The 24,718-nt window shown below is 42.3% G+C and carries 21 protein-coding genes; 11 read left to right on the top strand and 10 right to left on the bottom strand.

What is annotated here, in order from left to right; genetic code table 11:
• Nucleotides 1-4 precede the first annotated feature (4 nt).
• Nucleotides 5-397 carry a GFA family protein gene (locus W908_RS05495; protein WP_053820273.1) on the top strand — a complete coding sequence of 131 codons (393 nt, stop codon included), beginning with the start codon at nt 5-7 and terminating at the stop codon, nt 395-397.
• On the opposite strand, the gene lepA is transcribed toward W908_RS05495, so the two are convergent.
• On the bottom strand, nt 394-2,181 hold the full coding sequence (gene lepA / locus W908_RS05500) for a translation elongation factor 4 (RefSeq protein WP_053820274.1): 1,788 nt from the start codon (nt 2,179-2,181) through the stop codon (nt 394-396). The two genes, W908_RS05495 and lepA, sit on opposite strands and share 4 nt — an antisense overlap.
• A 50-nt stretch (nt 2,182-2,231) precedes the next feature.
• Here lepA and W908_RS05505 point away from each other — a divergent pair, with 50 nt between their 5' ends.
• From W908_RS05505 to W908_RS05515, 3 genes are all read left to right on the top strand, one after another.
• Nucleotides 2,232-2,681, top strand: a complete 450-nt coding sequence (locus tag W908_RS05505) for a peroxiredoxin (protein WP_053820275.1) — start codon at nt 2,232-2,234, stop codon at nt 2,679-2,681.
• Nucleotides 2,678-3,382: a bifunctional 2-polyprenyl-6-hydroxyphenol methylase/3-demethylubiquinol 3-O-methyltransferase UbiG gene (gene ubiG / locus W908_RS05510; RefSeq protein ID WP_053820276.1), complete on the top strand. Its 705-nt coding sequence runs from the start codon at nt 2,678-2,680 to the stop codon at nt 3,380-3,382. The genes W908_RS05505 and ubiG overlap by 4 nt, the downstream gene beginning before the upstream one ends.
• A 113-nt stretch (nt 3,383-3,495) precedes the next feature.
• A complete protein-coding gene (locus W908_RS05515; protein WP_053820277.1) occupies nt 3,496-5,031 on the top strand; it encodes an AMP-binding protein in 1,536 nt (511 codons plus the stop codon).
• Nucleotides 5,032-5,062: 31 nt separating this feature from the next.
• Here the strand turns inward: W908_RS05515 and W908_RS05520 are convergent, their stop codons facing one another.
• Complete coding sequence (locus W908_RS05520) at nt 5,063-6,694, bottom strand: GMC family oxidoreductase (RefSeq protein ID WP_053820278.1); 1,632 nt, start codon at nt 6,692-6,694, stop codon at nt 5,063-5,065.
• Nucleotides 6,695-6,750: 56 nt separating this feature from the next.
• Between W908_RS05520 and W908_RS05525 the strand changes: the two genes are divergently transcribed.
• From W908_RS05525 to W908_RS05545, 5 genes are all read left to right on the top strand, one after another.
• Nucleotides 6,751-7,134 carry a toxin-antitoxin system YwqK family antitoxin gene (locus W908_RS05525; protein ID WP_053820279.1) on the top strand — a complete coding sequence of 128 codons (384 nt, stop codon included), beginning with the start codon at nt 6,751-6,753 and terminating at the stop codon, nt 7,132-7,134.
• A 92-nt stretch (nt 7,135-7,226) separates the two neighbouring features.
• Entirely contained in the window at nt 7,227-7,418 is a 192-nt protein-coding gene (locus W908_RS05530) for a hypothetical protein (protein ID WP_020026855.1), read from the top strand.
• On the top strand, nt 7,418-7,816 hold the full coding sequence (locus tag W908_RS05535) for a toxin-antitoxin system YwqK family antitoxin (RefSeq protein ID WP_053820280.1): 399 nt from the start codon (nt 7,418-7,420) through the stop codon (nt 7,814-7,816). The genes W908_RS05530 and W908_RS05535 overlap by 1 nt, the downstream gene beginning before the upstream one ends.
• A gap of 268 nt (nt 7,817-8,084) precedes the next feature.
• Entirely contained in the window at nt 8,085-10,520 is a 2,436-nt protein-coding gene (locus W908_RS05540; RefSeq protein ID WP_053820281.1) for a GcvT family protein, read from the top strand.
• Nucleotides 10,521-10,680: 160 nt separating this feature from the next.
• A complete protein-coding gene (locus W908_RS05545) occupies nt 10,681-11,085 on the top strand; it encodes a hypothetical protein (RefSeq protein ID WP_053820282.1) in 405 nt (134 codons plus the stop codon).
• A 196-nt stretch (nt 11,086-11,281) separates the two neighbouring features.
• Here the strand turns inward: W908_RS05545 and W908_RS05550 are convergent, their stop codons facing one another.
• From W908_RS05550 to W908_RS05570, 5 genes are read right to left on the bottom strand one after another with little or no spacing between them, the layout of a single operon-like run.
• Complete coding sequence (locus W908_RS05550) at nt 11,282-11,851, bottom strand: sarcosine oxidase subunit gamma (RefSeq protein ID WP_053820283.1); 570 nt, start codon at nt 11,849-11,851, stop codon at nt 11,282-11,284.
• Entirely contained in the window at nt 11,844-14,807 is a 2,964-nt protein-coding gene (locus W908_RS05555; RefSeq protein ID WP_053820284.1) for a sarcosine oxidase subunit alpha family protein, read from the bottom strand. The genes W908_RS05550 and W908_RS05555 overlap by 8 nt, the downstream gene beginning before the upstream one ends.
• Nucleotides 14,804-15,094, bottom strand: a complete 291-nt coding sequence (locus tag W908_RS05560) for a sarcosine oxidase subunit delta (protein WP_020025834.1) — start codon at nt 15,092-15,094, stop codon at nt 14,804-14,806. The genes W908_RS05555 and W908_RS05560 overlap by 4 nt, the downstream gene beginning before the upstream one ends.
• A 12-nt stretch (nt 15,095-15,106) precedes the next feature.
• Nucleotides 15,107-16,369, bottom strand: coding sequence for a sarcosine oxidase subunit beta family protein (locus tag W908_RS05565; protein WP_053820285.1), 1,263 nt, complete (start codon nt 16,367-16,369; stop codon nt 15,107-15,109).
• A 3-nt stretch (nt 16,370-16,372) separates the two neighbouring features.
• The gene (locus tag W908_RS05570) at nt 16,373-17,719 is read right to left on the bottom strand and encodes an NAD(P)/FAD-dependent oxidoreductase (RefSeq protein ID WP_053820286.1); all 1,347 of its coding nucleotides are present in this window, start codon (nt 17,717-17,719) and stop codon (nt 16,373-16,375) included.
• Nucleotides 17,720-18,073: 354 nt separating this feature from the next.
• Here W908_RS05570 and W908_RS05575 point away from each other — a divergent pair, with 354 nt between their 5' ends.
• Nucleotides 18,074-18,964, top strand: coding sequence for a LysR substrate-binding domain-containing protein (locus W908_RS05575; RefSeq protein WP_053820287.1), 891 nt, complete (start codon nt 18,074-18,076; stop codon nt 18,962-18,964).
• Nucleotides 18,965-19,072: 108 nt separating this feature from the next.
• Nucleotides 19,073-20,236, top strand: coding sequence for an aromatic ring-hydroxylating oxygenase subunit alpha (locus W908_RS05580; protein WP_053820288.1), 1,164 nt, complete (start codon nt 19,073-19,075; stop codon nt 20,234-20,236).
• On the opposite strand, the gene folD is transcribed toward W908_RS05580, so the two are convergent.
• The 3 genes from folD to W908_RS05595 form a co-directional block, all read right to left on the bottom strand.
• Entirely contained in the window at nt 20,231-21,064 is an 834-nt protein-coding gene (folD, locus tag W908_RS05585; RefSeq protein ID WP_053820289.1) for a bifunctional methylenetetrahydrofolate dehydrogenase/methenyltetrahydrofolate cyclohydrolase FolD, read from the bottom strand. The two genes, W908_RS05580 and folD, sit on opposite strands and share 6 nt — an antisense overlap.
• A 120-nt stretch (nt 21,065-21,184) precedes the next feature.
• The gene (locus W908_RS05590) at nt 21,185-23,620 is read right to left on the bottom strand and encodes an ABC transporter permease (RefSeq protein ID WP_053820290.1); all 2,436 of its coding nucleotides are present in this window, start codon (nt 23,618-23,620) and stop codon (nt 21,185-21,187) included.
• A gap of 3 nt (nt 23,621-23,623) precedes the next feature.
• Nucleotides 23,624-24,673 (bottom strand): quaternary amine ABC transporter ATP-binding protein, encoded by a 1,050-nt coding sequence (locus W908_RS05595; RefSeq protein ID WP_053820291.1) that lies wholly within the window; start codon nt 24,671-24,673, stop codon nt 23,624-23,626.
• Nucleotides 24,674-24,718: the final 45 nt, after the last annotated feature.

Below are 24,718 nucleotides of genomic sequence, written 5' to 3' on the forward strand. Positions count from 1 at the left end.
CCTTATGAAAACGCACAAAACATTAAAGGGTGAGTGTCTATGTGGTGAGGTCTCCTGGCAGCTATCAGGTCCCTACGAATTTTTTGGCATGTGTCAGTGCTCACGCTGCAGAAAGGCAACTGGCGCAGCATTTGCGACCAATTTGTTTGTGAAGGCTGAGCAGTTTAAATGGCTTTCGGGCAAAGAGATGGTGCATGAGTATGTGATGGAAAAGCCCAATACTTTTGGAAACGCCTTTTGTAAAAAGTGTGGCTCAAGGTCGCCAAGATTCTCTCCTGCAAGGGGCTGGATGATGGCGCCTCTTGGAAGCACTATGGAAACTCCTGAAATCGAGCCAACACTCGTCTGCGCAAAAAATCACACTGACTGGTTCAAAAAGCTGGAGGAGATTCTTTAGTCGATATGAAGGACGGCAAGAAACGCTTCTTGCGGAATATCTACCCTTCCAATTGAGCGCATTCTCTTCTTACCTTTCTTCTGCTTTTCAAGTAGCTTTCTTTTTCGGGTGATGTCACCGCCGTAACACTTAGCAGTCACATTTTTTCTGAGCGCTTTGACATTGGTTCTAGAGATGATCTTAACACCAATACAAGCCTGAATGGCGACGTCAAACATCTGTCTTGGAATAAGCTCTTTCATTTTTTCAGCAATCTCACGGCCTTTATAGACCGAGTTGTCTCTGTGGATAATGAGCGCTAAGGCGTCAACGCCTTCATTATTAATAAGAATATCAAGGCGAATTAAGTCAGAGGCTTGGTAGCGCTCAAATTGGTAGTCCATCGAGGCAAATCCGCGTGAGACTGATTTCAGCTTATCAAAAAAATCTAGAACGACCTCATTCAGAGGTAACTCATAGACAATCGAGACTTGCCTTCCCATATAGTTGATGCTCTTTTGTACGCCTCTTTTTTCTACACAGAGACTGATGACAGGCCCAACATACTCATTCGTTACCAGTATATTTGCTGTGATGATTGGCTCCCTGAACTCAGCAATGGTTTGCGGTGGTGGCAGCTTTGAAGGACTATCAATTCTAGAAACGTTCCCCTTGGTATCTAGAATCTCATAGATTACAGTCGGAGCAGTCGTAATTAGATCGAGGTCATATTCACGTTCAAGTCTCTCTTGAACAATCTCCATATGAAGAAGGCCCAAGAAACCAATTCTAAATCCAAATCCGAGGGCATCAGAGTTTTCTGGCTCGTACTGAAGTGCTGCGTCATTCAATCGCAGTTTTGCTAGCGCATCTCTGAATTTTTCATAGTCCTCACCCGAGGTCGGAAATAAGCCGGCAAAGACTCTTGGTTGAACCGGTTTAAATCCCTCAAGAGGAACATCAACAGGATTCTTGCTTCCTGTTATTGTATCGCCTACTGGAGCGCCATCAATGTTTTTGATGCTCGCAATTAAGAAGCCAACTTCACCAGCCTTTAAGCTTTCCGTTTTTGTTCTCTTAGGGGTAAAAATACCAACTTCGTCTACGAGATGCTCGTTCTTGTTTGAGAAGATTTTAATTTTTGTTTTGGGTTTTATCTCTCCGTCAATGACTCTTACTAAGGAGACAACGCCAAGATAATTATCAAACCATGAATCAATAATGAGCGCCTTAATTGGGGCATCTAGATCACCCTCTGGCGCAGGAATTTTCTCTACTATCTGCTCAAGGATTTCCTCTATACCGATGCCAGATTTGGCGCTCGCGTGAACCGCGTCGTGCGCCTCAACGCCGACCACATCTTCAATCTCATCAACCACTCTCTCTGGCTCAGCAGCAGGAAGATCAATCTTATTGAGAACGGCCAATACTTCTAAGCCCTGATCCATCGCCGTATAACAATTGGCAACGGTTTGCGCTTCTACCCCCTGAGAGGCATCGACGATGAGTAAAGCACCCTCACAGGCAGATAACGACCTTGAAACCTCGTAAGAAAAATCAACGTGCCCCGGAGTATCAATAAAGTTAAGATGATAGGTTTCTCCATCCTTTGAGTTAAAGTCAAGGGATACACTCTGTGACTTAATCGTGATGCCTCTCTCTTTCTCAATATCCATAGAATCAAGAACCTGAGAAGACATCTCCCGATCACTAAGTCCGCCGCAAAATTGAATGAAGCGATCGGCAATGGTTGACTTGCCATGATCGATGTGCGCAATGATAGAAAAATTTCGGATTTTTTGCATATCAATGATAAAATGACTGCTTTTATTAAAACCATGAGATTATATCGTATATGAATAAAGTAAACCCTACTACATGTGTCGCAACAAGTGATCTAAATGTAAACATTCCTGATGACCAAGGAAGAAATATTGTTCTCTACTTTTATCCGAAGGATGACACCCCTGGGTGCACCATTGAAGGCAACGACTTTACAAGGCTGAATGAAGACTTTGCTGCAAATAATTCAGTGATCTATGGCGTCTCTAGAGACTCAATTGCATCGCACGATAAATTCATCAAGAAGTTCAACTACACAATCGACCTAATCTCAGACGAGGATGAGTCTTTGTGTAAGCAGTTTGATGTTTTAAAGCTTAAAAAAATGTACGGAAAAGAGCACATCGGTATTGTCAGATCGACTTTCGTTATTAGTCCAGATGGAGACATTCTCAAGCAGTGGGATAAAGTCAAGGTGGATGGCCACGCTGAAGAAGTACTCGACTTTATAAAGGCGCTATGAATTCAAACGTTGACCACGAAGAGGTAAATAAATTTGCAGCCCTAGCAGCGCGCTGGTGGGATAGAAATTCAGAGTTTAAACCGCTTCATGATATTAATCCGCTTCGACTTAACTATATTAAAGAGCAGTGCGGGGGCACTCTCGAAGGTAAGCGCATTCTAGATGTCGGTTGCGGCGGCGGAATACTCAGTGAGTCTCTAGCACTCGAAGGCGCTACTGTTGTTGGAATTGATCTCGCTGAAGCAGGACTTGAAGTGGCTAAACTTCACCTCCTCGAGTCTGGTCTGGATATTGATTACCAGTCCATATCAGCCGAGGATTTAACTGAAAAAGAAACTGAATCTTTTGATGTCATCGCGTGCCTTGAAATGTTAGAGCATGTTCCTGACCCATCACTGGTGATCGAGGCCTGCTCAAAATTAGTGAAGCCACAAGGCCAAGTCTTCTTCTCAACGATTAACAGGAACCCCAAGTCATACTTCTTTGCCATTGTTGGCGCTGAATATGTCCTGAATCTCCTGCCGAAAGGGACCCACAACTATGAGAAGTTTATTCGTCCAAGCGAGATTGATGAGTGGGCTAGGTCATCTGAGTTATCCATCAGCTCGATGATTGGAATGACCTACAACCCAATTACAAAAAAGTATAAGTTGGGTGACGATGTCAGTGTGAATTATATGGTCCACTACGAAAAAAAATAGTCATCAATCAGTCGTGCACTCCCAGATCAAATGAAGTTTTGACTTTGCTCTAAGTTGACTTATAATTACATTTATTGTGTATCAAAATACACTGGCTATCTAAAGGCTCACCTATGCCACTCAGAATTACACTAGGAAACCTTTTACATGAATGTGCTGAAAAATTTGCCGAACGACAATTCTTAGTCATTGCTGAAACTGGTGAGTCATTGACTTACAATGAGTTTGAAGTTCTTACCAATCGAATTACTAACGGTTTGTTGGAACAATTCCCTGAAAAAATAAAATATGTTAATATTTTTCTTGAAAATAGCTCTCAATATCTCGCATTAACTTATGCTCTAAAAAAAGCGAACGCGATAGAGGTATCGATAAACCCAGCTATGCGTGGTGAATCTCTTGCTAGAATGATTAATCAAACAGGGTCAAAATTATTATTTACCTCAGGAATTCAACTTGAAGCTTTAGATCAAATTCGAGACTCAATAACAAACATTGAAAGTTTAATTATGTTGGATTCAGTTGATCAGGCGCAAAAATTATTCCCAGAACTTCAAATCATTTTTTTTGAAGATTTACTTTCAAATTGCCAAGACCATATTGATTCACTTGCAAAAGATACCGACATTGCAACAATTCTTTTTACATCAGGCACGACTGGAGTGTCAAAAGGATGCCTGTTATCTCATCGATACGCTGTTAGAACTGCAGAAAACTTAATTGAACCCAATAAGATTACAATAAAAGATTCTGTATATACATTTTATCCTTTGTCTCATATTGGTCCTGCCTACTATGACATTCTTCCAACCATTATGACGGGGGGTCGAGTAATACTGCGTCAGCGTTTTAGTGTTTCAAATTTTTGGTTAGAAGCCAAAAAATATGGAGCTACTTGGTTCATGATGCTAGGCTCTGTTCAGCAGCTTTTATGGGCACATCCAAGCTGCCCAGAGGAAAAAGATCACAAAGTAACTCGGTGCTGGGGTACTCCAGCACCCGTTCCAAAAAAAGATTTTGATGCGCGGTTTAATTTGCATTTAGTTCCTGGTGGTGGTTACGGATCTACAGATGCTGGATGGGTAGTTGCACCTCAATGGGATCACCCTGGTGGGATAGTTTTACCTCATTTTGAAGTGGCCATTCACGATGAAAATGATGACCCATTACCTCCCAATACGCCAGGAGAAATGGTAGTTCGACCTTTAGAGCCTGGAGTCATGAGTAGCGGGTATTTTGGCATGCCAGAGAGAACTCTTAAAAGTTGGAGGAATCTTTGGTTTCATACAGGCGATATTGGACGAATGGATGATGAGGGTAGGTTCTATTTCATGCATAGAATCAGTGAGCGTATACGCGTCAAAGGTGAAATGGTTTCAGCTTATGAGATCGAAGAAGGCGTGTTGTTGCACCCAGATGTAAAGGACTGTGCTGTTATTGGAGTAGCAGGTGAAATGACTGAGGAAGATATTAAATTATTTGTCATTAAAAAAGATAATGCCCAGCTTACAAGTGAAGATTTAATTATGCATTGCAAAGAGCGTATGGCACGCTTTATGGTTCCAAAGCATATCGTCTTCCTTGATGAAATACCAAGAACATCAACTGGAAAACCAGAAAAAGGCAAACTAGCAACGCTAAATTTTTAGACAGTTCAATCTTAGTATGAAAAATAACAGGCTAGTCATTAAAAGCAAAAGACGCTTTTATAGGACTAAGTTGCTCCTTCCCTAAAATCATATCTGCAGCGCGAGCAGCTATCATTTGGGTAGGTGCATTTAAATTGCCTGATATAATTTGAGGCATCACTGACGCATCAACCACACGAAGATTCTTAACTCCATGAACCTTCATCTGCTCATCAACCACCGCCATCTTGCTATTTCCCATCACACATGAGCAGCTTGGGTGATAGTCTGTCTCCGCAACATCTCTAATAAACTTCACCAAGTCATCATCTGATTCAACCTCAGGGCCAGGTATTAACTCCTCTCCCCGATACTCATCAAATGCCTGCTGCGAGATAAGCTCACGCGCCTTTTTGACGCCGCATAACATTTCGGCCAAGTCTTCTGGATGTTGCAAGTAATTAAAGGTCATTAATGGTTTTTCGAGCGGGTCTGCCGATTTCAGAGTGACCTCTCCCCTACTCCTCGGCCTGAGCTGATCAACATGAATGGCAAAGGCTTGTAATAAAGAGATTTTATTGTCTTCATATTCAAAGCCTACTGGGCCAAAGTGATACTGAATATCGGGGTATGCCACCTTTGAGCTACTTCTGATAAGTCCGCCAGCCTCCCATATATTTGAAGCTCCAATCCCCTTTTTCGTAAAGACCCACTTAATTCCTGTTGCTAACTTTCGATGCGGCTGATTGACCTTGTGAATTGGAAAACTTTTTTTACAGGCGTATTGAAGTATGACGCAAGAATGGTCTTGGAGGTTTTGACCGACACCAGGCAGATCAACATTGACATCAATACCGTGCTCTTTGAGGTGTTTTTCTGGACCAATACCAGAGAGCATCAGTAGGTGAGGTGAGTTAATAGCGCCGCCCGAGAGTATGACCTCTTTATTGGCCTTAATTGAGCGTGTCTCTCCTCTGTGCTTAAAGGTCACTCCGCTTACTGAGTTATTGGTCATATTAATTTTGAGAACCTGAGATTTGGTAAGAAGCGTTACGTTCCCCCTTGCAAGGGCAGGCCTGAGATGCGCCACAGCAGCGCTGCATCTTCTTCCGTGCTTTCTTGTGGCGTCAAGCCTTGCGATGCCCTCAGGGTTATAACCATTAAGGTCCTCAGAGTAGCCCTGTCCAGACTGACGCCCAGCCTCCTCAAACGCCTCAAATAGTGGGTTTTCAAAAGAGCCCTTCGAGACGCCAAGATTACCGCTACCCCCTCGCCACTGATCTTCACCACGATCCGAACTCTCGCCCTCTTTGAAATAAGGAAGGCACTGATCATAAGACCACTCTTTTAATCCGCACTCCGATTGCCATCGGTCATAATCGAGCGGGTGACCGCGCATGTAAACCATTGAGTTGATTGAGGATGACCCGCCAACCACCTTACCTCTTGGCATTGGAACCTTTCGATTAAAGAGCTCTGGCTCATTCTCCGTTAAGTAGTTCCAGTTGGTCTTTGGGTTTCGATAAGCCTTATAGACGCCAGCGGGTATATGGATCATTAGGTTGGAGTCCATTGGTCCTGCTTCCAAGACTAAGATTCGATGCCCCTTGTCTTCGCCAAGCTTATTGGCAAGAACGCACCCTGCAGAGCCAGCGCCAACGATGACATAATCATAACTGTCCATAAAACTAACACTCAATATTCATTAAGCATTAGTTTATATTGAAATATAATTTGATTATGAAAATTGATATAAAAAATGAAATAGAAACGCACCGCTATGAGTCCGGACAGAAGCTATCTGAAGGCCTTTGGATGAATGGCAAGAAGGAAGGCGTCTGGACGGAGTGGCATGAGAACGGTCAGATTAAAAGCCAGGAGTCATACAAAGAGAATATATGGCACGGAAAACATAATTACTGGTACGAGAATGGTCAGAAGATGAAAGAGAGTATTGATATAAATGGCCTATATGAGGGCCTATGGGTTACTTGGCATGAAAATGGTCAGAAATGGGAAGAAGGCAACTATAGAAAAGAGAAGAAAGAAGGCCTCTGGACGAAGTGGGATGAAAATGGTCAGATTATTGCTCAAGAAAACTTCAAGGATGGAAAGCTAGTCTAGACTTACAAAATGAAGATCAATAAAAAATTTGTCATTTGGATACTCTTTAATATCTTAGCAAGTGTGATCTTTCTAGCCTTTGTGCATAACTAATGGTCTGGCTTTTATCAATAGTGGACTCTATTGTCACAACTGTTTTTAGTTTCTTTCTTTGGATAGTAATGCTCTGGACAATCACAATGTCATCTATGTTTGGAACTGAAAATGGACAGCAGCTTTATTGCGACAATGCTGATGCTGGAGTCGAGCTCTGTCAAAAGAAAGAATGGAGTATAGTAACCTGATGAAAGACGTAGAACACACACAGAAGCTCTTCAATGACATGAAGCAGGTGACAACCTATAGAGACGGCAAAAAGCATGGTAAGGAAACGTATTGGTATCCGATAGGGCAGAAAGCCTCAGAATGCTTCTATATAGATAACAAACTTGAAGGTGAACTGACTGCTTGGACTGAGTTTGGGCTCGTGATTCAACAGGACAATTACAAGAGTGGTCTACTTCATGGGCTATCTAGAGTTTGGAATGAGGAGGGACAACTTGAATCAGAAATTATGTTCAAGCATGGAAAGCCTTCAGGAAAATTTACCTTCTATGAGAATGGTGTTAAAGTCAAAGAAGGAGTTGCAGATTACAGTAACGATGACTCACCCTACAACTTTGATAACGAAACTGTTAATTAACGAATACGAGAATGGGATTCGCATAAAGCTCTGTAACCCCATATATCATAGGATTTAATAAATTATCATTAAAATTCTACTCATATTTCTACTCACAAATAAGTAGTTATTTAATAGGAAATAAATAACTATCCCTCGCATATTTATTTTGACTTTGAAGGTACAGGGGGAGCCCCTCTCGACATCATAGATAGATATATACACCTTCCCTCACACATCAAACGAAGTTTGGACTTTGACTAGGTTTTGATTAACTTATAATATTAAAATGAAAAAAAATGCACGTGTTGTAGTTATAGGTGGAGGCATTGCCGGGTGTTCTACCTTGTATCATCTAACTCAAGAAGGCTGGTCCGATGTTGTTCTTTTAGAGCGCAATGATCTTACGAGCGGAACAACATGGCACTCAGCGGCTCAGGTAACTAATTTTGGTATGAACCAAACAATGGTTGGTCTAAAGACTCATTCAATAAACCTATACAAAGAATTAGCTAATGACCCTGATCACCCAATCAACTATAACCATTCAGATGGTGGAATACGCCTAGCAAATACTGAAGAACAAATGCAGGGTTATCGACACTTTGCCTCGATGGCTAAAGGTATGGGTGTTGATTTTGAGGTAATAGATGCTAAAGAGTGCCAACGACGCCATCCATTAATATCAACTAAAAATTTAATTGGTGGTCTCTGGGACCCTCATGATGGAGACATTGACCCATATCAATTGTGTCATTCCTTGGTTCGAAAAGCGCGTGAAGCTGGTGCGAAAGTTTATACAGATACGCCTGTAACTGCTCTCGAGCAATATAAAGATAACACCTGGAAGGTATCCACTGAACATGGTGATATTGACTGTGAGATTATTGTTAATGCTTGTGGCTACAGGGTTAATGAAGTTGGAGCAATGATGGGTGTTCACCACCCTGTAGCGTCAATGGAGCATCAATATTTTTTAACTGAAGATATTCCTGAAATTGCACAGGCAGGTCACCGTATGCCTCTACTTCGCTGTCCAATATCTGACTATTATTGCCGACAAGATAAGGGTGGGCTTTTGATTGGTTTTTATGAGCAAAATTGTAAGACATGGGGGATGGACGGGATTGATCCAAACTTTGTTAACGCGCTCTGCCCTGATGATTTAGAGAGAGTAGCTGATGTTTTGGATGGAGCATTTGAGCGGATGCCAGCACTCATGAATGCTGGAATTCGGAGTATTGTTAATGGCCCAATTACATACACAATTGATGGGGCGCCACTAGTTGGAAAAATCCCAGGCAAGGAAAACGCTTTTTGTATTATCGGTTTACGCGCAGGATTAGGTGAGGGTGGAGGACATGGTTGGCTTCTTGCTCAACAGATTGTTAATGGCGAGGCATGTTATGATACTTGGTGTCTTGACCCTCGAAGATTTACCGCACATGCTAATGTTGAGATGACCTCTTTAAAAGCTATTGAGGACTATCAAAACGAGTTTCGATTTCATTTTCCCCATGAACATCGCCCAGCTGCTCGTAAAGCAAAAACCACTTCACTTACTCCTATCATGGCTGCAGAAAATGCGGCATTTACAGTTATTAACGGGTGGGAGCGTGTTGAATATATTAAGCCTTCTGAGGACTTCTATCCTTCGCTTTCATTTCATTTTGATGAAACATTTGACATAGTTGCTAAAGAAATTATAAATATTCGTGATAACGTTGGTCTTTGTGAGGTTAATGGCTTTAATCGCTTTGAAATAACTGGCTTAGACGCTGAGAATTTTATAGATCGTATGTTTTGTGGGAACATCACACATAAACCTGGTCGCGTAGGATTAGGTTATCTTCTTAATGATTTTGGAATGGTAAAAAGTGAAGCGACTATTGCTAATATCCCAGCCTCAGATAGGGGTTCTACTAGAATTTGGTATGGCTCAGCTGCGGCATCAGAGTTCCATGATATGGATTGGCTAACACAACACATTAATGCTGATGAAGATGTTCACATTAAAAGCCTAACGAATGATCAAACTATTCTCATTATTGCTGGTCCAAAAGCTCGAAAAGTCTTGTCAGCATGTAGTCGTGACGACTGGAGTAAAGAGGTATTTCCATGGCTGAGCGTAAGAGAGTGCTTTATTGGATTCACAGCTGCTACTGTAATGTCAGTCAGTTTTTCAGGAGAACTTGCCTATGAAGTTCATGTTCCAAACTCTTCACTCTATGCAGCCTACCTTACCCTCTCAGAAGCTGGTAAAGAATTTGGAATGAAGCTCTTCGGATCCAGGGCTGTCGAATCCATGAGAATGGAGAAAGGATTTTTGTCATGGAAGTCTGATTTATTAACTGAATTTGATCCTTTTGAAACTGGTCTTGATCGTTTTGTAAATCTAAAAAAAGATAACTTTATTGGTAAAACTGCGTTACAAAAACGCGTTAAAGATGGCCCAAAACAGAGGCTTGTTTGCCTTGATGTTGATTGTAAACATGCGCCTTCTCATAGTGGAGCCTCTTTAATTGAAAATGGTAAAGTTGTAGGGACAATAACTTCTGGTGAATGGGGACATAGAGTGAATCAAAACTTAGCATATGCATTCGTAAATCCAGACAAATCTAAAGAAGGAACTAAGTTGATGATGGATTTACTGGGAGAAATGATTTCAGTACAAGTGATTCCATTTGGAGCCTATGATAGAAGCTATAGTAGATTATTAGCATAAAGAAGGAGGTCCTCCCTCATACATCAAAAGAAATTTAAACTTTAGTTCTAATTGACATATAATTAATTTACAGTCTTATAGCTTATGACTGTATATAAAATCTGCCAAAGTTTAATCTAAGGCATTAATAAATATTATCAAAATCAAAGGAGAAAATGATATGTTGGGAGAAAAGATTGGTTCAATTTCTGGACCTGCAACAAATAAAGTGTTGTCAGCTGAAGGTTCTTTACCTAAGTTCAGCACCTCTACAGAAGGTGTTGGAACACTTGCTGGAGCAGAAGTCCAAAGTATGGCAACTTATAGTTCCAGTATGAGAGCAGATGGCACACTTTATGGCGAGTGCCCTAATCAAGGTGTAATAATGACACAGGATGGAGTAGCCACATTCAGGGCAACAGGAATGGGTACTTTTACAGCTGATGGAGGGTCAAACTTTAGAGGGGCGTGTTATTTTCAAGCAACTGCACCATCACTTTCGAGTCTTAATGGTGTTTGTTGTGTTTACCATTTTGATGTTGATGCAGAAGGAAACGCTACTTGGGACATTTGGGAGTGGAACTAGTTTAAGGTAATCTTTTTAATTGTTAGATAGAAATATAATATTCATAAAGAATCTAAAAAATAAAGCCCTTATACAGGGTTTTATTTTTTTTAACCCTCGCTTACACATCAAAGGAAATTTGGACTTTAGCTCAAGTTGATATACAATCGATATTATGAAAAATCTACCATAATAAAGAGGTTATACAGACTTTTATTTAAAGAACGTTCTCTGCAGACACTTCAATCGCGTGAAGCATAGAGCGGCCAAATGAACGCATTGTTAAAAGAACATAGGAGTCATCGCCATCCCTAAAGATGATGGTTCCTATATGCTCCATGATTGTCCTAGATACGCTGCCTACAGGAAACGCTTCTACACTTATATCGACTGGGCAGATTCTCTCGAGCACATCCCTACTTCTCTGACCACTAACCCTAATCATAGCCCAGGTATCGGACTGATCCGTATAGTATGCTGGCGCAGATAACCGTCTAGATAAGTGAGCTTCTGCGTCATTACCCTCATAAGTAAAGTACGCTAAAACTTGGTTCTTTTGCAGACGCCAGAGCATAATCGAAGAATCCTTTGAAAGGGTTGATCGCTCCATTTCTGGGAGCTTAAGACCGCAAGACTTATCGATTGAAGACTCAACCTCACTAAAATTTTCTCTTGGAAGTGCAACCATCACGAGAGACTTGTCAGTCACCTCAGTAATATTGAAGCCATCCATCTCTATCTCGACGCCACCTAGCGGTGACTCTGGCAATAATTCGTAATCAGACACGTAGACGCCCTCCTTCAGGATCATAGAAGTGTGGACTACAAATCTCAACCTCTATATCACTATTTCTAACTAAATCAACGGCACGAACGAACTCACCCTTTCTATTCAGTCCATCTTTAATAAATCCGAGGCCAATATAACAGCCCAGCATCGGGGAGTAGATCGACGAAGAAATCCAGCCCTGGTCATTATGCGTTGTCGCCTCTTCTCTGAGTCCGAGGAGATGCGCACCAGCCATTGAGTGGCCTTTATCAACTAAAGCATTTTTGTTCACCGGCTTGAAACCAACCATCTGCATACGATCATTCCTGAGTAGCTCTTCTCTTTGACCTAACTTGTAACCGATAAAGTCTTTTTTGCCTGAGACCATACCGCCCATTCCAAGATCATAAGCACTCGTCTGACCGTTGAGTTCTGGTCCCGCTGCGTGCCCCTTTTCAATTCTCATAACGCCAAGCGCCTCAGTTCCATAAGGAACGACATCGAACTCTTCACCTGCATGCATCATTGCTCTCATGAGAGCATCACCGTAACGCGTTGGAACCGCAATTTCGTAGGCCAGTTCGCCCGAGAAAGAGATCCTAAAAAGTCTTGCAGGGATGCCGCCACAAACTGTGATTGCGCCTGCCCCCATGAAAGGGAACGCTTCATTTGAAATGTCGTGTTCAGGATCAACAATCTTTTGCAATAGGTTACGAGAGTTAGGTCCTGCGACTGCGTACTGAGCGTACTGCTCGGTCACTGAAATCATGTGGACATCGAGATCAGGCCATAGCACCTGGTGACAGAACTGAAGGTGACGATAAACGCTGACCGCGTTAGCAGTCGTCGTTGTCATCACGAAGTGATCTTCAGCGAGTCTTGCCGTTGTACCATCATCCATCGCCATGCTGTCTTCTCTAAGCATCAGGCCGTACCGTGTCTTTCCGACCGGCAGCTTCGCAAAAGCGTTGACGTAAACCTTGTTCAAGAATTCAGAGACGTCTGATCCTTTAATATCAATTTTTCCAAGTGTTGTGACATCACAGATGCCGACAGAAGCGCGCGTCTTAATGACCTCACGATCAACGGACTGACGCCAGTGCGTCTCACCCGGCTGAGGGAACCACTGCGAGCGATACCACATCCCAACCTCAACGAACACAGCGCCCTGCTCTTCAGACCACTTGTGGCTCGGCGTGTACCTTGTTGGATAGAACTCCATCCCTCTTCTTCTTCCAGCAAATGCACCAACTGCAACAGGAGAGTATGGCGGCCTGAAAATGGTTGTTCCAGTCTCCTCCATAGTCTGACCCATGTTCTCAGCCATGATGCCGATACCTAAAACGTTAGCGGTTTTGCCTTGGTCCGTTGCCATGCCTAGCGTTGTGTAGCGCTTGACGTGCTCAACCGACTTAAATCCTTCTTGGTTCGCTAAGCGAACATCTTTCGCGGTGACATCATTCTGGAAGTCAACCCAAGCGCGATTTTTGCCACTTTCAACGCCCCAGTTAGCGACCACATTGTAGGCAACCGCTGGCGTTGATGCAGCCTTAAGGTCTGCAGATTTGTAGCCTAATTCTAAGGCAACACTAGAACCTAAATCGTGACCCTCTTTCATTGCATCAGAGAGAACCATGGTTCCTTTTGCTCTACCCGCAACGCTCATCCCAGGAGGCGTCGCCTCATCTGGAATAAAAGAGGCAATCTCTTCATTCCATTTCGGAATCCCTCTGTGGTGACAGGTTAAATGTAGGTTGGGATTCCAGCCACCCGAAACAGCTAGTGAGTCGGTGTCAAGAGTCTTGCCATTTGAAAGCGTAATGGACTTCAGTGCCCTTCTGCCTTTAGTATCGACAACATCCGTACCCATAAAGATTTCAGCGCCTTGAATCGGCATCACTGGGCTGATAGAGCGCGAATCAATGACCGCAACAATATTAACACCCTTAGACCTTAAATCTTTAGCTGTTTGCCAGCCGTCATCATTGTTTGTGTAGACCGTGACTTTATTCCCCGTTGCAACCGCAAATCGATTCATATAAGCCCTCACCGCACCTGCAAGCATAATGCCTGGGCGATCATTGTTTCCAAAGGCGATTGAGCGCTCAATGGCGCCCGCACATAGAATTGATTTTTTCGCATAAATTCGCCAGTTGACCTGTCTCGGTTTATTGCTATCCGCTCTAGACTCTGACGATCTGTTTTCTAGTGCACCGTATATTCCGTGGTCGTAGACACCAAAGATGGTCGTATCTGACATCAAGGTGACGTTCTCCATCGCGCTGAGTTTTTCAACGGCGCTTTTTGCCCACTCGCTACCTTTGATATTATCAATCTTAGCTGTTTCAGTATTTAAGCGGCCTCCCATCAGGAAGTCCTCATCAGCCAGTATTACTTTAGCGCCTGAGCTTGCAGCTGTCAGAGCAGCAGACAGGCCAGTTGCACCGGCTCCAATAATTAATATATCGCAGTAACGAAACCCTTTGTCATAGGTGTCAGGATCTGGCTCTTTAGAAAGCGTTCCGAGACCGGCTGAATTACGAATAGCTGGCTCATAGATCTTTTCCCAAAAAGCCTTAGGCCACATAAATGTTTTGTAGTAGAAGCCAGCTCCAAGCAGCGGCGATAAAAAGTCGGTGATCGCCATTAAATCGAAACCGAGAGGTCCTCTATGATTTTGGCTATTCGCCTCTAAACCGTTATAAAGCTGAGTCACAGTTGCGCGCGTGTTGGGCTCCTTGTGAGCACCGCTTCCGATCTCCATGATAGCATTCGGCTCTTCAGAGCCAACCGTCACGATTCCGCGTGGACGGTGATACTTAAAGGACCTTCCAACCAAGTGCTTGTTATTAGCAAGCAGTGCGGATGCTAGAGTGTCTCCCTCGTAGCCTCTTAAGATTTGACCGTTAAAGGTAAAGGTTAGCGTTTTCTTTTGGTCTATGAGACCGCCGTCTTGTCTATGTGTTTGACTCATTTTCCGCGTCCCATTGATCTTGAGACATCTTGAGCAAGCTCAACCTTTGTGATCTCATGTGATAAAGTGTTCCTAGTTACAACCAGCCAAGACTGATCGCCCTGCTCGTGATACCAAAGCTCTTGATGATCACCAGCGATATTTTCTCTGATGTACTGATACTGATAGAAGTCCTCAGCTGAGGCTTCGTCTTCCCAATTAGTGGGCCTATTAATAAGGTCAGTCGACCCCAGGTAGACAAATTCTTCTGAATCTCGAGGACCTAGTAATGGATGATTAATGATCATGTTACGTCCCCCTTAGTGTAAGTTTGGTTGAGCGCCAACACCCTTCTCATCGATAATAGCGCCGCGCCTAAATCGATCCAGTTTGTAAGCTGTAGCAACCTCGTGTGACTCGTTCGTTGCCAATAAGTGGGCATAACAGAATCCGCTCGCAGGTGTCGCCTTAAAGCCGCCATAACACCAGCCGCCATTAAAAAACAACTCTTCAACCTCTGTGTTATCAATGAATGGAGATCCATCCATAGACATGTCCATGATTCCGCCCCACATTCTAAGAAGCCTGGCTCGACCAATCGATGGCATAATCGCCATACCGCCAGAACAGACATCCTCAACAACCGGTAAATTTCCTCTCTGCGCATAGGTGTTGTAGCCATCTATATCGCCGCCGAATACAAGACCTCCCTTGTCAGACTGTGAGCAGTAGAAGTGACCTGCACCAAAAGTGATGACGTTATCCATAACTGGCTTTAAGCCCTCTGTTACAAATGCCTGAAGTACGTGACTTTCAATCGGCAATTTAATACCTGCTTTTGCCATCACTCTTCCAGATGAGCCTGCAACACAAACGCCAACTCTGCCAGCTTTAATGTCACCTTTAGTCGTCTTAACACCTAAACACTTTCCATTCTCAATATTAAAGCCTGTGACCTCACAGTTTTGAATAATATCAACACCAAGGTCGCTCGCCCCTCTCGCGTATCCCCATGCAACCGCATCATGCCTTACTGTTCCGCCGCGAGGCTGAGCAAGTGCTGCTTTAATTGGGAATCTAGGGTTATCCATATCTAAGAATGGGTATCTCTCTTTAACTTCTTTCGCTTCAATAAATTCACAGCCCGCATCTGCAAAAAGCATCGCGTTACCCCTCCTAATGAAAGCGTCTCTCTGAGCGTCAGAGTGAATAAGGTTCATGATGCCACGCTGAGAGACCATCGCGTTGTAGTTCAAGTCTTGTTCTAGGTTTTCCCAGAGCTGCATAGACAATTCATAAAAGGGTTCGTTACCTGGAAGCAAATAATTTGAGCGAATAATGGTTGTATTTCTTCCAACATTACCGCCACCAATCCAGCCCTTCTCAATGACAGCTACGTTAGTTATTCCGTGATTTTTTGCAAGATAATAGGCAGTCGCCAATCCATGGCCACCTCCGCCAACAATAACAACGTCATAGCCTTCAGCCTTTGGTTCAGCATCTCGCCAGGTCGGCTCCCAGCCTTTATGGCCCGTTAATGCTTCTTTTAATACTTTGAAGGCAGAATATTTTGTCTTGCTCACAGTTTAACTCCAAGGATAAGGACTATTCGATACTGGGTGAAGTTTACCTTCTTTGAAGCGGCTAAATCTAAATGGCTCTAGAAGCTCTTGCTTTTCTCCTAATAGCTCTTCAGCAACTAGGCATCCAACGCCCAACATCTTGTAACCGTGGTTACTGTCCGCAATGATCGTGACGTTATTATTAAAGGTATCAATAACTGGGAAACTGTCTGGCGTAAAGCATCCAATGCCGCCTGAAGGCTCCTTGTGATAGTGAGGCATCATGCCTTCAAATCTTTTGTGACAGTGTGCAAGAGCTGAGACCCACATTTCAGGGAAATCTTTACTGGCAGTGAACTCTTTGCTTTCTGGTCCATAAGGGTCAATAGCCACTTCATTTACTGGCGTATCAACAGTGTAAGGTGAAGCTCCGCCCTGGATACCACCAAAACCCCAGTCAGGTTTATAATAAATACCCCACATTTGATCGGTGATGAGTGAACCATCTACCGTTGAATATAAAGGCGCATCTGTATCAACGTGAAGAACGGGTGGAATCTTTCCATCGTTCGTTGTTAACGTCTCTGGTGGAATCTCTAAAACACCCTCCTCTAACTGCCAAAAGCGCCACATGTCGATGTTTTCGTGAAGCTCTCCATTTAAATCTTTCAGCTCGATTTGAGAAGGAAGGCCAATCATATTCCAAAAATCACGGACCCATGGCCCAGCGCCTACGATTAAGTTATCGCACTGAATGGTTCCCTTGTCAGTATTAACAGCAGTAACACTTTGCCCTGAACCCTCTGTCTCAAAACCTGTAATTTCAGTGTTAAGGACAACAGTGACTCCAAGGTCTAAAACTTTCTTTGAGAGTCCTTCCATTGCTTTAACATTGTTCGCATAACCGCCCGGCTTTTCATGAAGTACTGAGGTAATGCCTTCAGCTTGCCAGTCATCAAAAAGATTCAGCATGTATTCTCGTGACTCTTCTTCGCCTTCGATAAAGACGCTTTCATATCCAATTGCCGCTTGCTCAGTGTGAATCTGTCTGACGTCATCTCTCATTTTTTCGCATGAGATTTGCATATAGCCATTTGCATGATAACTAAATGCCTCTGGATCGCTTTCCCAGATGCTGACCGAGTGAGCCATCAGCTTGCGCATAGCAGGTTGAAAATAGTTATTACGAACAACGCCGCATGCGATACCCGTTGCACCTGCCGCAATTCTGTCTGCCTTATCAATGATCACAATACGACCATCGATGCCTTCTCCCTTCTCGGTTAAGCGTTCAGCTAGCCTCCATGCAGTTGATAATCCGTGAATTCCTGCGCCAGCTATAACGTATTCGGCTTGATTTGGTAAAGACATATTAATCTCCTTGTGATTTTAGTGTTTTTGAAATATTAAACAAACATATAAATGATTTTTTCAGTAAACATAATTATCAATATTTTGAAAGGCATGTCAGGTTAAAAAATTCAAATCGAATTGAAAATAATTCTATATACTTGAAAAAATTATATATAGACTCTATTCACACACTATGAAAGGGGTTTCAGTTGAGTTGTTTTTTTTATTAAATCTCTATTTTCAAAGCTATTAAAGCATATAGCGCATATGCGCTCTAAATTTTTAGCAGCTTCATTGATAGATAAAAAGGCTCAACATGAACATAAAATATAAAAAGTAAGTATACTTATATTCAACATTAGGGGAATATTTATGTCACGTAGATATTACAAATTACCGCCGTTAACTTCACTAGCGACATTCGAGACAGCTGCTCGTCATAGAAGTTTTAAAGGTGCAGCAGAAGAGCTTGGAGTTACTCCAGGCGCGGTCAGTCACCAAATAAAGTTTTTAGAAACTGAACTTGGACTCTCTCTATTTGATAGAAAGCACCACGGTAATAATTTAACGGATCATGGTGAATCTTTGTTTGCTGTTCTTCAGAGTAGTTTTACTGCGGTATCGTCAACTCTTGCAAATCTTAGACGCTCTGCCAGTGACAAAGAAGTTATTATTAGCGGAACAACAGCGGTTTCATTTATGTGGCTCCCGCCTCGCTTAGCTGAATTCTGGAAGCAGCATCCAGAAATTCCGGTGAATCAGCATGTAACTGACAATCCTGACTCACAAGGTGTTGCTGTTGACCTAAAGATTTGTTACGGGTTTGTTGAAAACGAATCGACTCAAAAACATACGCTATTTCAAGATGAATTGGTTCCTTTGTGTAGCCCTTCATTTGCAAAAGAATTTCCATATACCTCTATCGAAGATTTAGCGCAAGCCCCTTTAATTCATCTCAGGGCTAAGGATAAGAACTGGTCGAATTGGTTTTCATGGTTTAATGCTTTAGGCTACAAAGGGAAAATAGCGCCAGGTACCCATGTTAATAACTACATGATTGGGCTTCAAGTTGCCGGTGACGGTATGGGAATTGTTCTAGGATGGAAACATCTTTGTAAACCTAAGATTGATAGTGGTGAACTTTTAATCTATGGAGATACATCGATTCCTGCGCCTTCTGCGCTCTACATCATGAGTGAAAAAGAAGAGTTGCTTCCGGAAAATGTCAAAATACTAAGAGACTTCTTAATCGCTAAACCCTAGTTTAATTTCAAGCTAATGAAATATATTCAATTTTTTATTTGAATTTTATTGTCTTTCATTTATTCTGCTCGATAGTATCATATCGTTTTTTGAGTTATTTTTTTTATAATGTCTTCCATTCCACATAGTAACTTAGATTCTGTTCTCACTTCAACTGATAAGGCGAAGGGACTTCCTAACGAGCATTACGTCAGCGAGGCAGTTTTTGAAGAAGAAAAGAAAGCCATTCTTTTTGATAACTGGTCAGCCATTGGAACGGGTAAAGATATACCTAATATAGGTGATGTCAAACCGCTCCATTTTGTTGGCATGCCGCTCATCATGGTTCGTGATGAAAACAATCAGATTAATGTCTTTCAAAATACGTGTCGGCACAGGGGAATGATACTCATTGAAGAGCCTACCAACATTAGCGGCATTATTCGCTGCCCATACCACAGCTGGTGCTACAACCTTAAAGGTGATCTCTGCGCAACGCCAATGGTTGGAGGCATCGATACTAATTCTCATGACTCTATAAAGAATAAAGAGCTGGGCTTATTTGAAATAAGATCTAACGTTTGGCAAGACATTATTTTTGTCAATATTTCAGGAACGGCGCCTGCGTTTAAAGAATACGCATCCAAGGTCATTGAGAGGTGGTCTGAATTTGAAAAGCCAATTTATCATGGCGGTAAAACATCGTCTTTCTCTCTGGCCTTAGAGACGAACTGGAAGCTTGCCGTTGAAAACTACTGTGAGAGCTACCATTTGCCATGGGTACACCCTGAGCTCAACGTCACATCAAGTATTGAAGATCACTACCATATCGAAGAAATAGGCGCTTTCTCAGGACAAGGCTCCCATGTCTACAATCAAATTAAAAATGAAGATGGAAAAGTGTTCCCAGATTTTGATGGACTCTCAAACAAATGGGATAAGACGAGTGAATACATTGCTCTTTATCCGAACGTCCTTTTAGGGGTTCACAGAGACCACTTTTTTTCCATCATTATTGAGCCGATTGCGACCAACAAGACAATCGAGCATATCTCTCTTTACTACTCAAAGAATCCTTCGGAGATGCCGCAGTTAAATAGCCTCATCGATGAGAATGCCTCATTCTGGAAGACTGTATTTCAGGAAGATATTGGCGTTGTTGAAGGCATGCAGCGCGGCAGGAATGGCCTTATGTTTGATGGTGGTAAGTTCTCACCCATTATGGATAGTGCAACCCACTGCTTTCATCGCTGGATCGCGCAAACCCTTAAAGACTTTAGGTCTGACTTATAGCTTGGCTTGGTAGGCCGTTAAAGTATTCTCAAGAAGGACCGCAATCGTCATCGGTCCAACGCCTCCAGGAACTGGAGAGATAGCTGAGACAGTATCCTTAACATCGTCAAAATCAACGTCACCCGTCATCGACCCATCCTCAAGTCGATTGATGCCAACATCAATAATGACCGCGCCCTCTTTAACCCACTCACTGTTAACAAGGTTAGCCACGCCAGCAGCAGCGACAATAATGTCGGCTGACTTCGTTTTTTGTTTAATGTCCTTAGTTTCTTTATGACACACCTGGACAGTCGCTCCCGCATTAAGGAACTCCATCGCCATCGGTCTTCCAACAATATTGGATGCACCAATAATGACGCAGTCTTTTCCTCTCAGATCGCACTTGATAGAGTCTAGCATTTTAATAACGCCCTTAGGCGTACAAGGACTAATAAAAGGTTTATTTAAACTGAGCTTACCAACATTTTCACTGCTGAATCCGTCTACATCCTTTTCAGGAATAATAGCCTCAATAATCTCGTTGGCATCAATGTGAGAAGGCAAAGGAAGCTGCACCAAAATACCATCAATGTTATTATTTTCATTCAGCCTTTGAACTTCTGACAACAGCTCCTCTTGAGTAATGTTTGCTGATTTATGGATTTGATCGGAATAAAAACCAACCTCAACACATGCTCTCGATTTATTTCTAACATAGACTTGTGAAGCTTGATCATCGCCCACGAGTAAAACCGCCAAACCAGGAGGCCTTGAGTACTGCTTCACTTCGTTAGCAATATTTTTTCTGAGATTTTCAGCAAGTGTCTTGCCGTCAATAATCTTCATTTGGCGTACCCCTAATTAATAATCTATGGTTAGATATTATCAACAGAATGATTCATGAAATTGGTAATTAATTTCACTTAGATTTGAATTTAAAAGGGTTCTATTAGAAATGGATAGAATCTAGTCAATACCCAGCAACTTTCTTCTCTTCGTTGCCCAGGTCTGGATTAAATGATCCACTGTAAGACCGATAAACGCCACGCATAAACCAAGCATTAGACCACTTCCAATATTGCCTCCAGAAAAAAGTTGTTGCATTATTTCTTGACCTAAATCTTCAGTGCCAATAAACGCACCTATAATAACCATAAACAATGCAAAAACAACGCACTGATTGACGCCCAGCATAATATGTGGGAAAGCTAATGGGAACTCGATTTTAACCAAACGTTGAAGTTTTGTTGTGCCCGACATATCCGCCGCATCAAGCAGAGATTCTGGCACATTTCTCAGGCCTTCTACGGTGTAGCGAGTAGGCGGAATAACAGCGTAGACAATGACCGCAATTAACACTGAAGTGTCAGTCACACCAAAGAGCATAATCACCGGAATAAGATAAATGAACGACGGAAAAGTTTGAAAAGTGTCACAAACCAAAAGAATGAATTTGGCTGCCCTCTTATTTTGCACACAGATTGCACCAACAATCGTACCAATAAAAACAGAAACAATGACTGCAAACGTCAGCATATACATAGTGATTAAGGCTCTTTCCCACCAGGGTGTTAGAGCAATAAACAACATAAACGAACCAACCACAATCGCAGAACGAATGCCACCGATAATGTAACCAACGCCCATCGTTAGAACAAAAGTTGCTATTGCTGGCATGGCCAGATAAGATGCTTTCATTGGCATCAACACTTCCACCAGCAACCACACGTTAAATATTTTAATATCCGCTCTCCAATTTGAAACCATGTAGTCAACGCCTGCCTGCCAAAATGGCTCAGTGGTAATACCTTTGTTGTGAGGAATCAAATAAAAATAATTAATACCTTTTGTAGTATCAGCAAACACCCAGTTTCCAAACCAAGCAAACAAAAGAGCGGCAAAGAAAACTGCAACAAACAAAAGCGCTGTTTTATTTCTCTCAACAAAAGAAAGGTCGGCAAAGTAGTCGGTTTGCTTATCGGCCCAAGCTAAAGATAATTTATCTAACACTACAGCAATCAGGACAATACATATTCCTAATTCTAGCGCTTGACCTACCCTTAGTTGGTTTAGAGCGAGTAATAAGTTAAAACCCAGGCCCATAGCTCCAATAAAAGACGCAATCACTGCCATAGCCAAGCACTGCATAATTACCTGGTTGACGCCAATTAAAATGTCGCGCCTTGCAGTAGGTATCAAAACTTTAAACATCAGTTGATAATTACGGCAACCACTCATCCTGCCTGCATCTAAAACCTCTGGAGAGACTCTTTTTAGACCTAGCAAGGTGAGTCGAATCATCGGAGGTGTTGCAAAAATTATTGTTGCAATCGCACCCGCATGGTCACCAATACCAAAGAAGACGATTATTGGTACCAAATACGCGAAATGTGGAAACGTTTGTGCAACGAGGAGCAATGGCGTTATTACTCTCTCAACCGTTCTGCTCTTGTAGGCAAGCACACCCCAGATAACACCAAATAAAACAGAGACCGGCGCAGCAACCAACACAAAAGAGAGTGTCTGCATTGCGGGTTCCCATTGGCCGAATACAGCCAAGTAAATACAACTCAAACCAGCCAATATAGAAAGACCCACACCTTTAAGTTTATAACCCAAAATAAAAGCACCAGCAGTTAATACTGTCCAAGGAATAGCAGGGACACTGGAGTACCACTTATCCTTATTTTCATTCAACCAATCCCAGCCGGATTGATCACTAAAAATATTGGCAAGTGAAACGACTGTCTCAAAACCACCAATCAATAATTCCCGAACTAAATTAATTAAAAACAATAAGGTAGCGCCAATAGATCGGGTAAATAATCGAACTCGACCATAGTCTTCATAGTCTTCAATTTCTGGGTCGTAAACTGGTGTCTGCCAAAATTCAAATATGAGGTACTGAGAAAAATCTTGCAACATTGATGGTATTTCCCAAAACGTACTTCTTGTAACCTCACCAAAAAACCAGTTATACAAAGTAGGTATAAACAGAAGACCCACAATAATGCCAACAAATCCCTTGCTAATAATTTGAAACCAATTGACACGTAACCAATTTGATTTATTGACGCTCTCTGCAAAGCTTTTGTATAAGAGCCCAGCAGTTACCATTAAAGCTATTAGAACATAGGTGGCGGAAGTGTTAATAACAGGGTGATAAAAAGTCAGCTCAGGAATTCTAACGAGTTGAGGAGGAAGTTGCCAATTCAAAATCATTGACATGGATTCAGCAAAACCAACCGAAGATTGTATTTCTCCCTTAACAACAGACTTGGCAAATAGATGACGCTCTACTATCAAATCATGGTAGAGCCCTGTCATTGACATCAGGATGAAAAAGCCAACAAGCACGACGGCGAGCTGAACTAGTGGTTTGTTCTTAGTTAAAAATTCCATAATCTAGTCTTTCTTTTGAGTACCAGAGCGATCACCAAATAGTATGTGAAGAATGGTTGAACAGTTCAATAATCCTATCGTATTACCATCATCATCAAGAACCGCTACAGGCTTTTGTTGACCTAACACCTCTTCAGCCACAGTCTCAATAATGGCGTCTTTTGAAACTTGAAGGTCACTCAACTCGGCTTTTTCATCAACAGGATCCATCACAGATTCAATTTTAAGAACCTTCTCCCTTGGAACATCCTCTGTAAACTTGCGAACGTATTCTGTTGCTGGATTAAGAACGATATTTGCCGGTGTATCCAATTGCTCGATAATGCCATCTTTCATGATTGCAATTCGATCGGCAAGCCTTAATGCTTCATCAAAGTCATGAGTAACGAACAGAATGGTCTTATTTAGCACACCCTGAAGTCTTAGAAACTCATCTTGCATCTCTTTACGAATTAACGGATCTAATGCTGAGAAGGGCTCATCTAAGAACCAAATGTCGGGCTCAACTGCTAACGATCTAGCGATACCAACGCGCTGCTGCTGACCTCCAGATAACTCTCTTGGAAAGTAATTCTCACGACCAGTTAAGCCAACAAGGTCAACCATTTCTTTGGCTCTTTGTATGCTGTCTTTTGTGCTATTGCCTTTCACTTGCAATGGAAAGGCAATATTTTCTAATACGGTTTTATGGGGTAATAATGCAAAACTCTGAAACACCATGCCCATCTTGTTGCGACGAAGTTCTATCAACTCCTTATCACTCATTGAGGTTAGATCTTCACCCTCAATATAAATATTCCCTGCAGTGGCATCGGTTAGTCTTGAAATACAACGAAGCAAGGTCGACTTGCCTGAGCCTGAAAGACCCATAACCACAAGCATCTCACCCTTGTTAACCTCGAAGGAGGCATTATTAACACCGACCACACAGCCAGCTTTTTGAAATTCTTCAGCAACAACCTTGCCATTGGCATTTTGAAGCATTTTTTCGGCATTTTCGCCAAATATTTTATAAACGGAATCGCATTTAATTACAGGTTGCTGATCAGACATAATATCTTCCTAAATTCTTTGAAACAAATAACACACTACCAGTAT

The sequence above is a fragment of the Candidatus Pseudothioglobus singularis PS1 genome (assembly GCF_001281385.1).
Lineage (GTDB): Bacteria > Pseudomonadota > Gammaproteobacteria > PS1 > Pseudothioglobaceae > Pseudothioglobus > Pseudothioglobus singularis.

Bases quoted from the DNA above. Each gene is read 5' to 3' on its own strand.
- lepA (WP_053820274.1), bottom strand. From the start codon at position 2,181: ATGCAAAAAATCCGAAATTTTTCTATCATTGCGCACATCGATCATGGC.
- W908_RS05590 (WP_053820290.1), bottom strand. From the start codon at position 23,620: ATGGAATTTTTAACTAAGAACAAACCACTAGTTCAGCTCGCCGTCGTG.
- W908_RS05540 (WP_053820281.1), top strand. From the start codon at position 8,085: ATGAAAAAAAATGCACGTGTTGTAGTTATAGGTGGAGGCATTGCCGGG.
- W908_RS05570 (WP_053820286.1), bottom strand. From the start codon at position 17,719: ATGTCTTTACCAAATCAAGCCGAATACGTTATAGCTGGCGCAGGAATT.
- W908_RS05580 (WP_053820288.1), top strand. From the start codon at position 19,073: ATGTCTTCCATTCCACATAGTAACTTAGATTCTGTTCTCACTTCAACT.
- W908_RS05505 (WP_053820275.1), top strand. From the start codon at position 2,232: ATGAATAAAGTAAACCCTACTACATGTGTCGCAACAAGTGATCTAAAT.
- folD (WP_053820289.1), bottom strand. From the start codon at position 21,064: ATGAAGATTATTGACGGCAAGACACTTGCTGAAAATCTCAGAAAAAAT.
- W908_RS05495 (WP_053820273.1), top strand. From the start codon at position 5: ATGAAAACGCACAAAACATTAAAGGGTGAGTGTCTATGTGGTGAGGTC.
- W908_RS05535 (WP_053820280.1), top strand. From the start codon at position 7,418: ATGAAAGACGTAGAACACACACAGAAGCTCTTCAATGACATGAAGCAG.
- W908_RS05545 (WP_053820282.1), top strand. From the start codon at position 10,681: ATGTTGGGAGAAAAGATTGGTTCAATTTCTGGACCTGCAACAAATAAA.
- W908_RS05520 (WP_053820278.1), bottom strand. From the start codon at position 6,694: ATGGACAGTTATGATTATGTCATCGTTGGCGCTGGCTCTGCAGGGTGC.
- W908_RS05555 (WP_053820284.1), bottom strand. From the start codon at position 14,807: ATGAGTCAAACACATAGACAAGACGGCGGTCTCATAGACCAAAAGAAA.
- W908_RS05530 (WP_020026855.1), top strand. From the start codon at position 7,227: ATGGTCTGGCTTTTATCAATAGTGGACTCTATTGTCACAACTGTTTTT.
- W908_RS05595 (WP_053820291.1), bottom strand. From the start codon at position 24,673: ATGTCTGATCAGCAACCTGTAATTAAATGCGATTCCGTTTATAAAATA.
- ubiG (WP_053820276.1), top strand. From the start codon at position 2,678: ATGAATTCAAACGTTGACCACGAAGAGGTAAATAAATTTGCAGCCCTA.
- W908_RS05525 (WP_053820279.1), top strand. From the start codon at position 6,751: ATGAAAATTGATATAAAAAATGAAATAGAAACGCACCGCTATGAGTCC.
- W908_RS05515 (WP_053820277.1), top strand. From the start codon at position 3,496: ATGCCACTCAGAATTACACTAGGAAACCTTTTACATGAATGTGCTGAA.
- W908_RS05575 (WP_053820287.1), top strand. From the start codon at position 18,074: ATGTCACGTAGATATTACAAATTACCGCCGTTAACTTCACTAGCGACA.
- W908_RS05560 (WP_020025834.1), bottom strand. From the start codon at position 15,094: ATGATCATTAATCATCCATTACTAGGTCCTCGAGATTCAGAAGAATTT.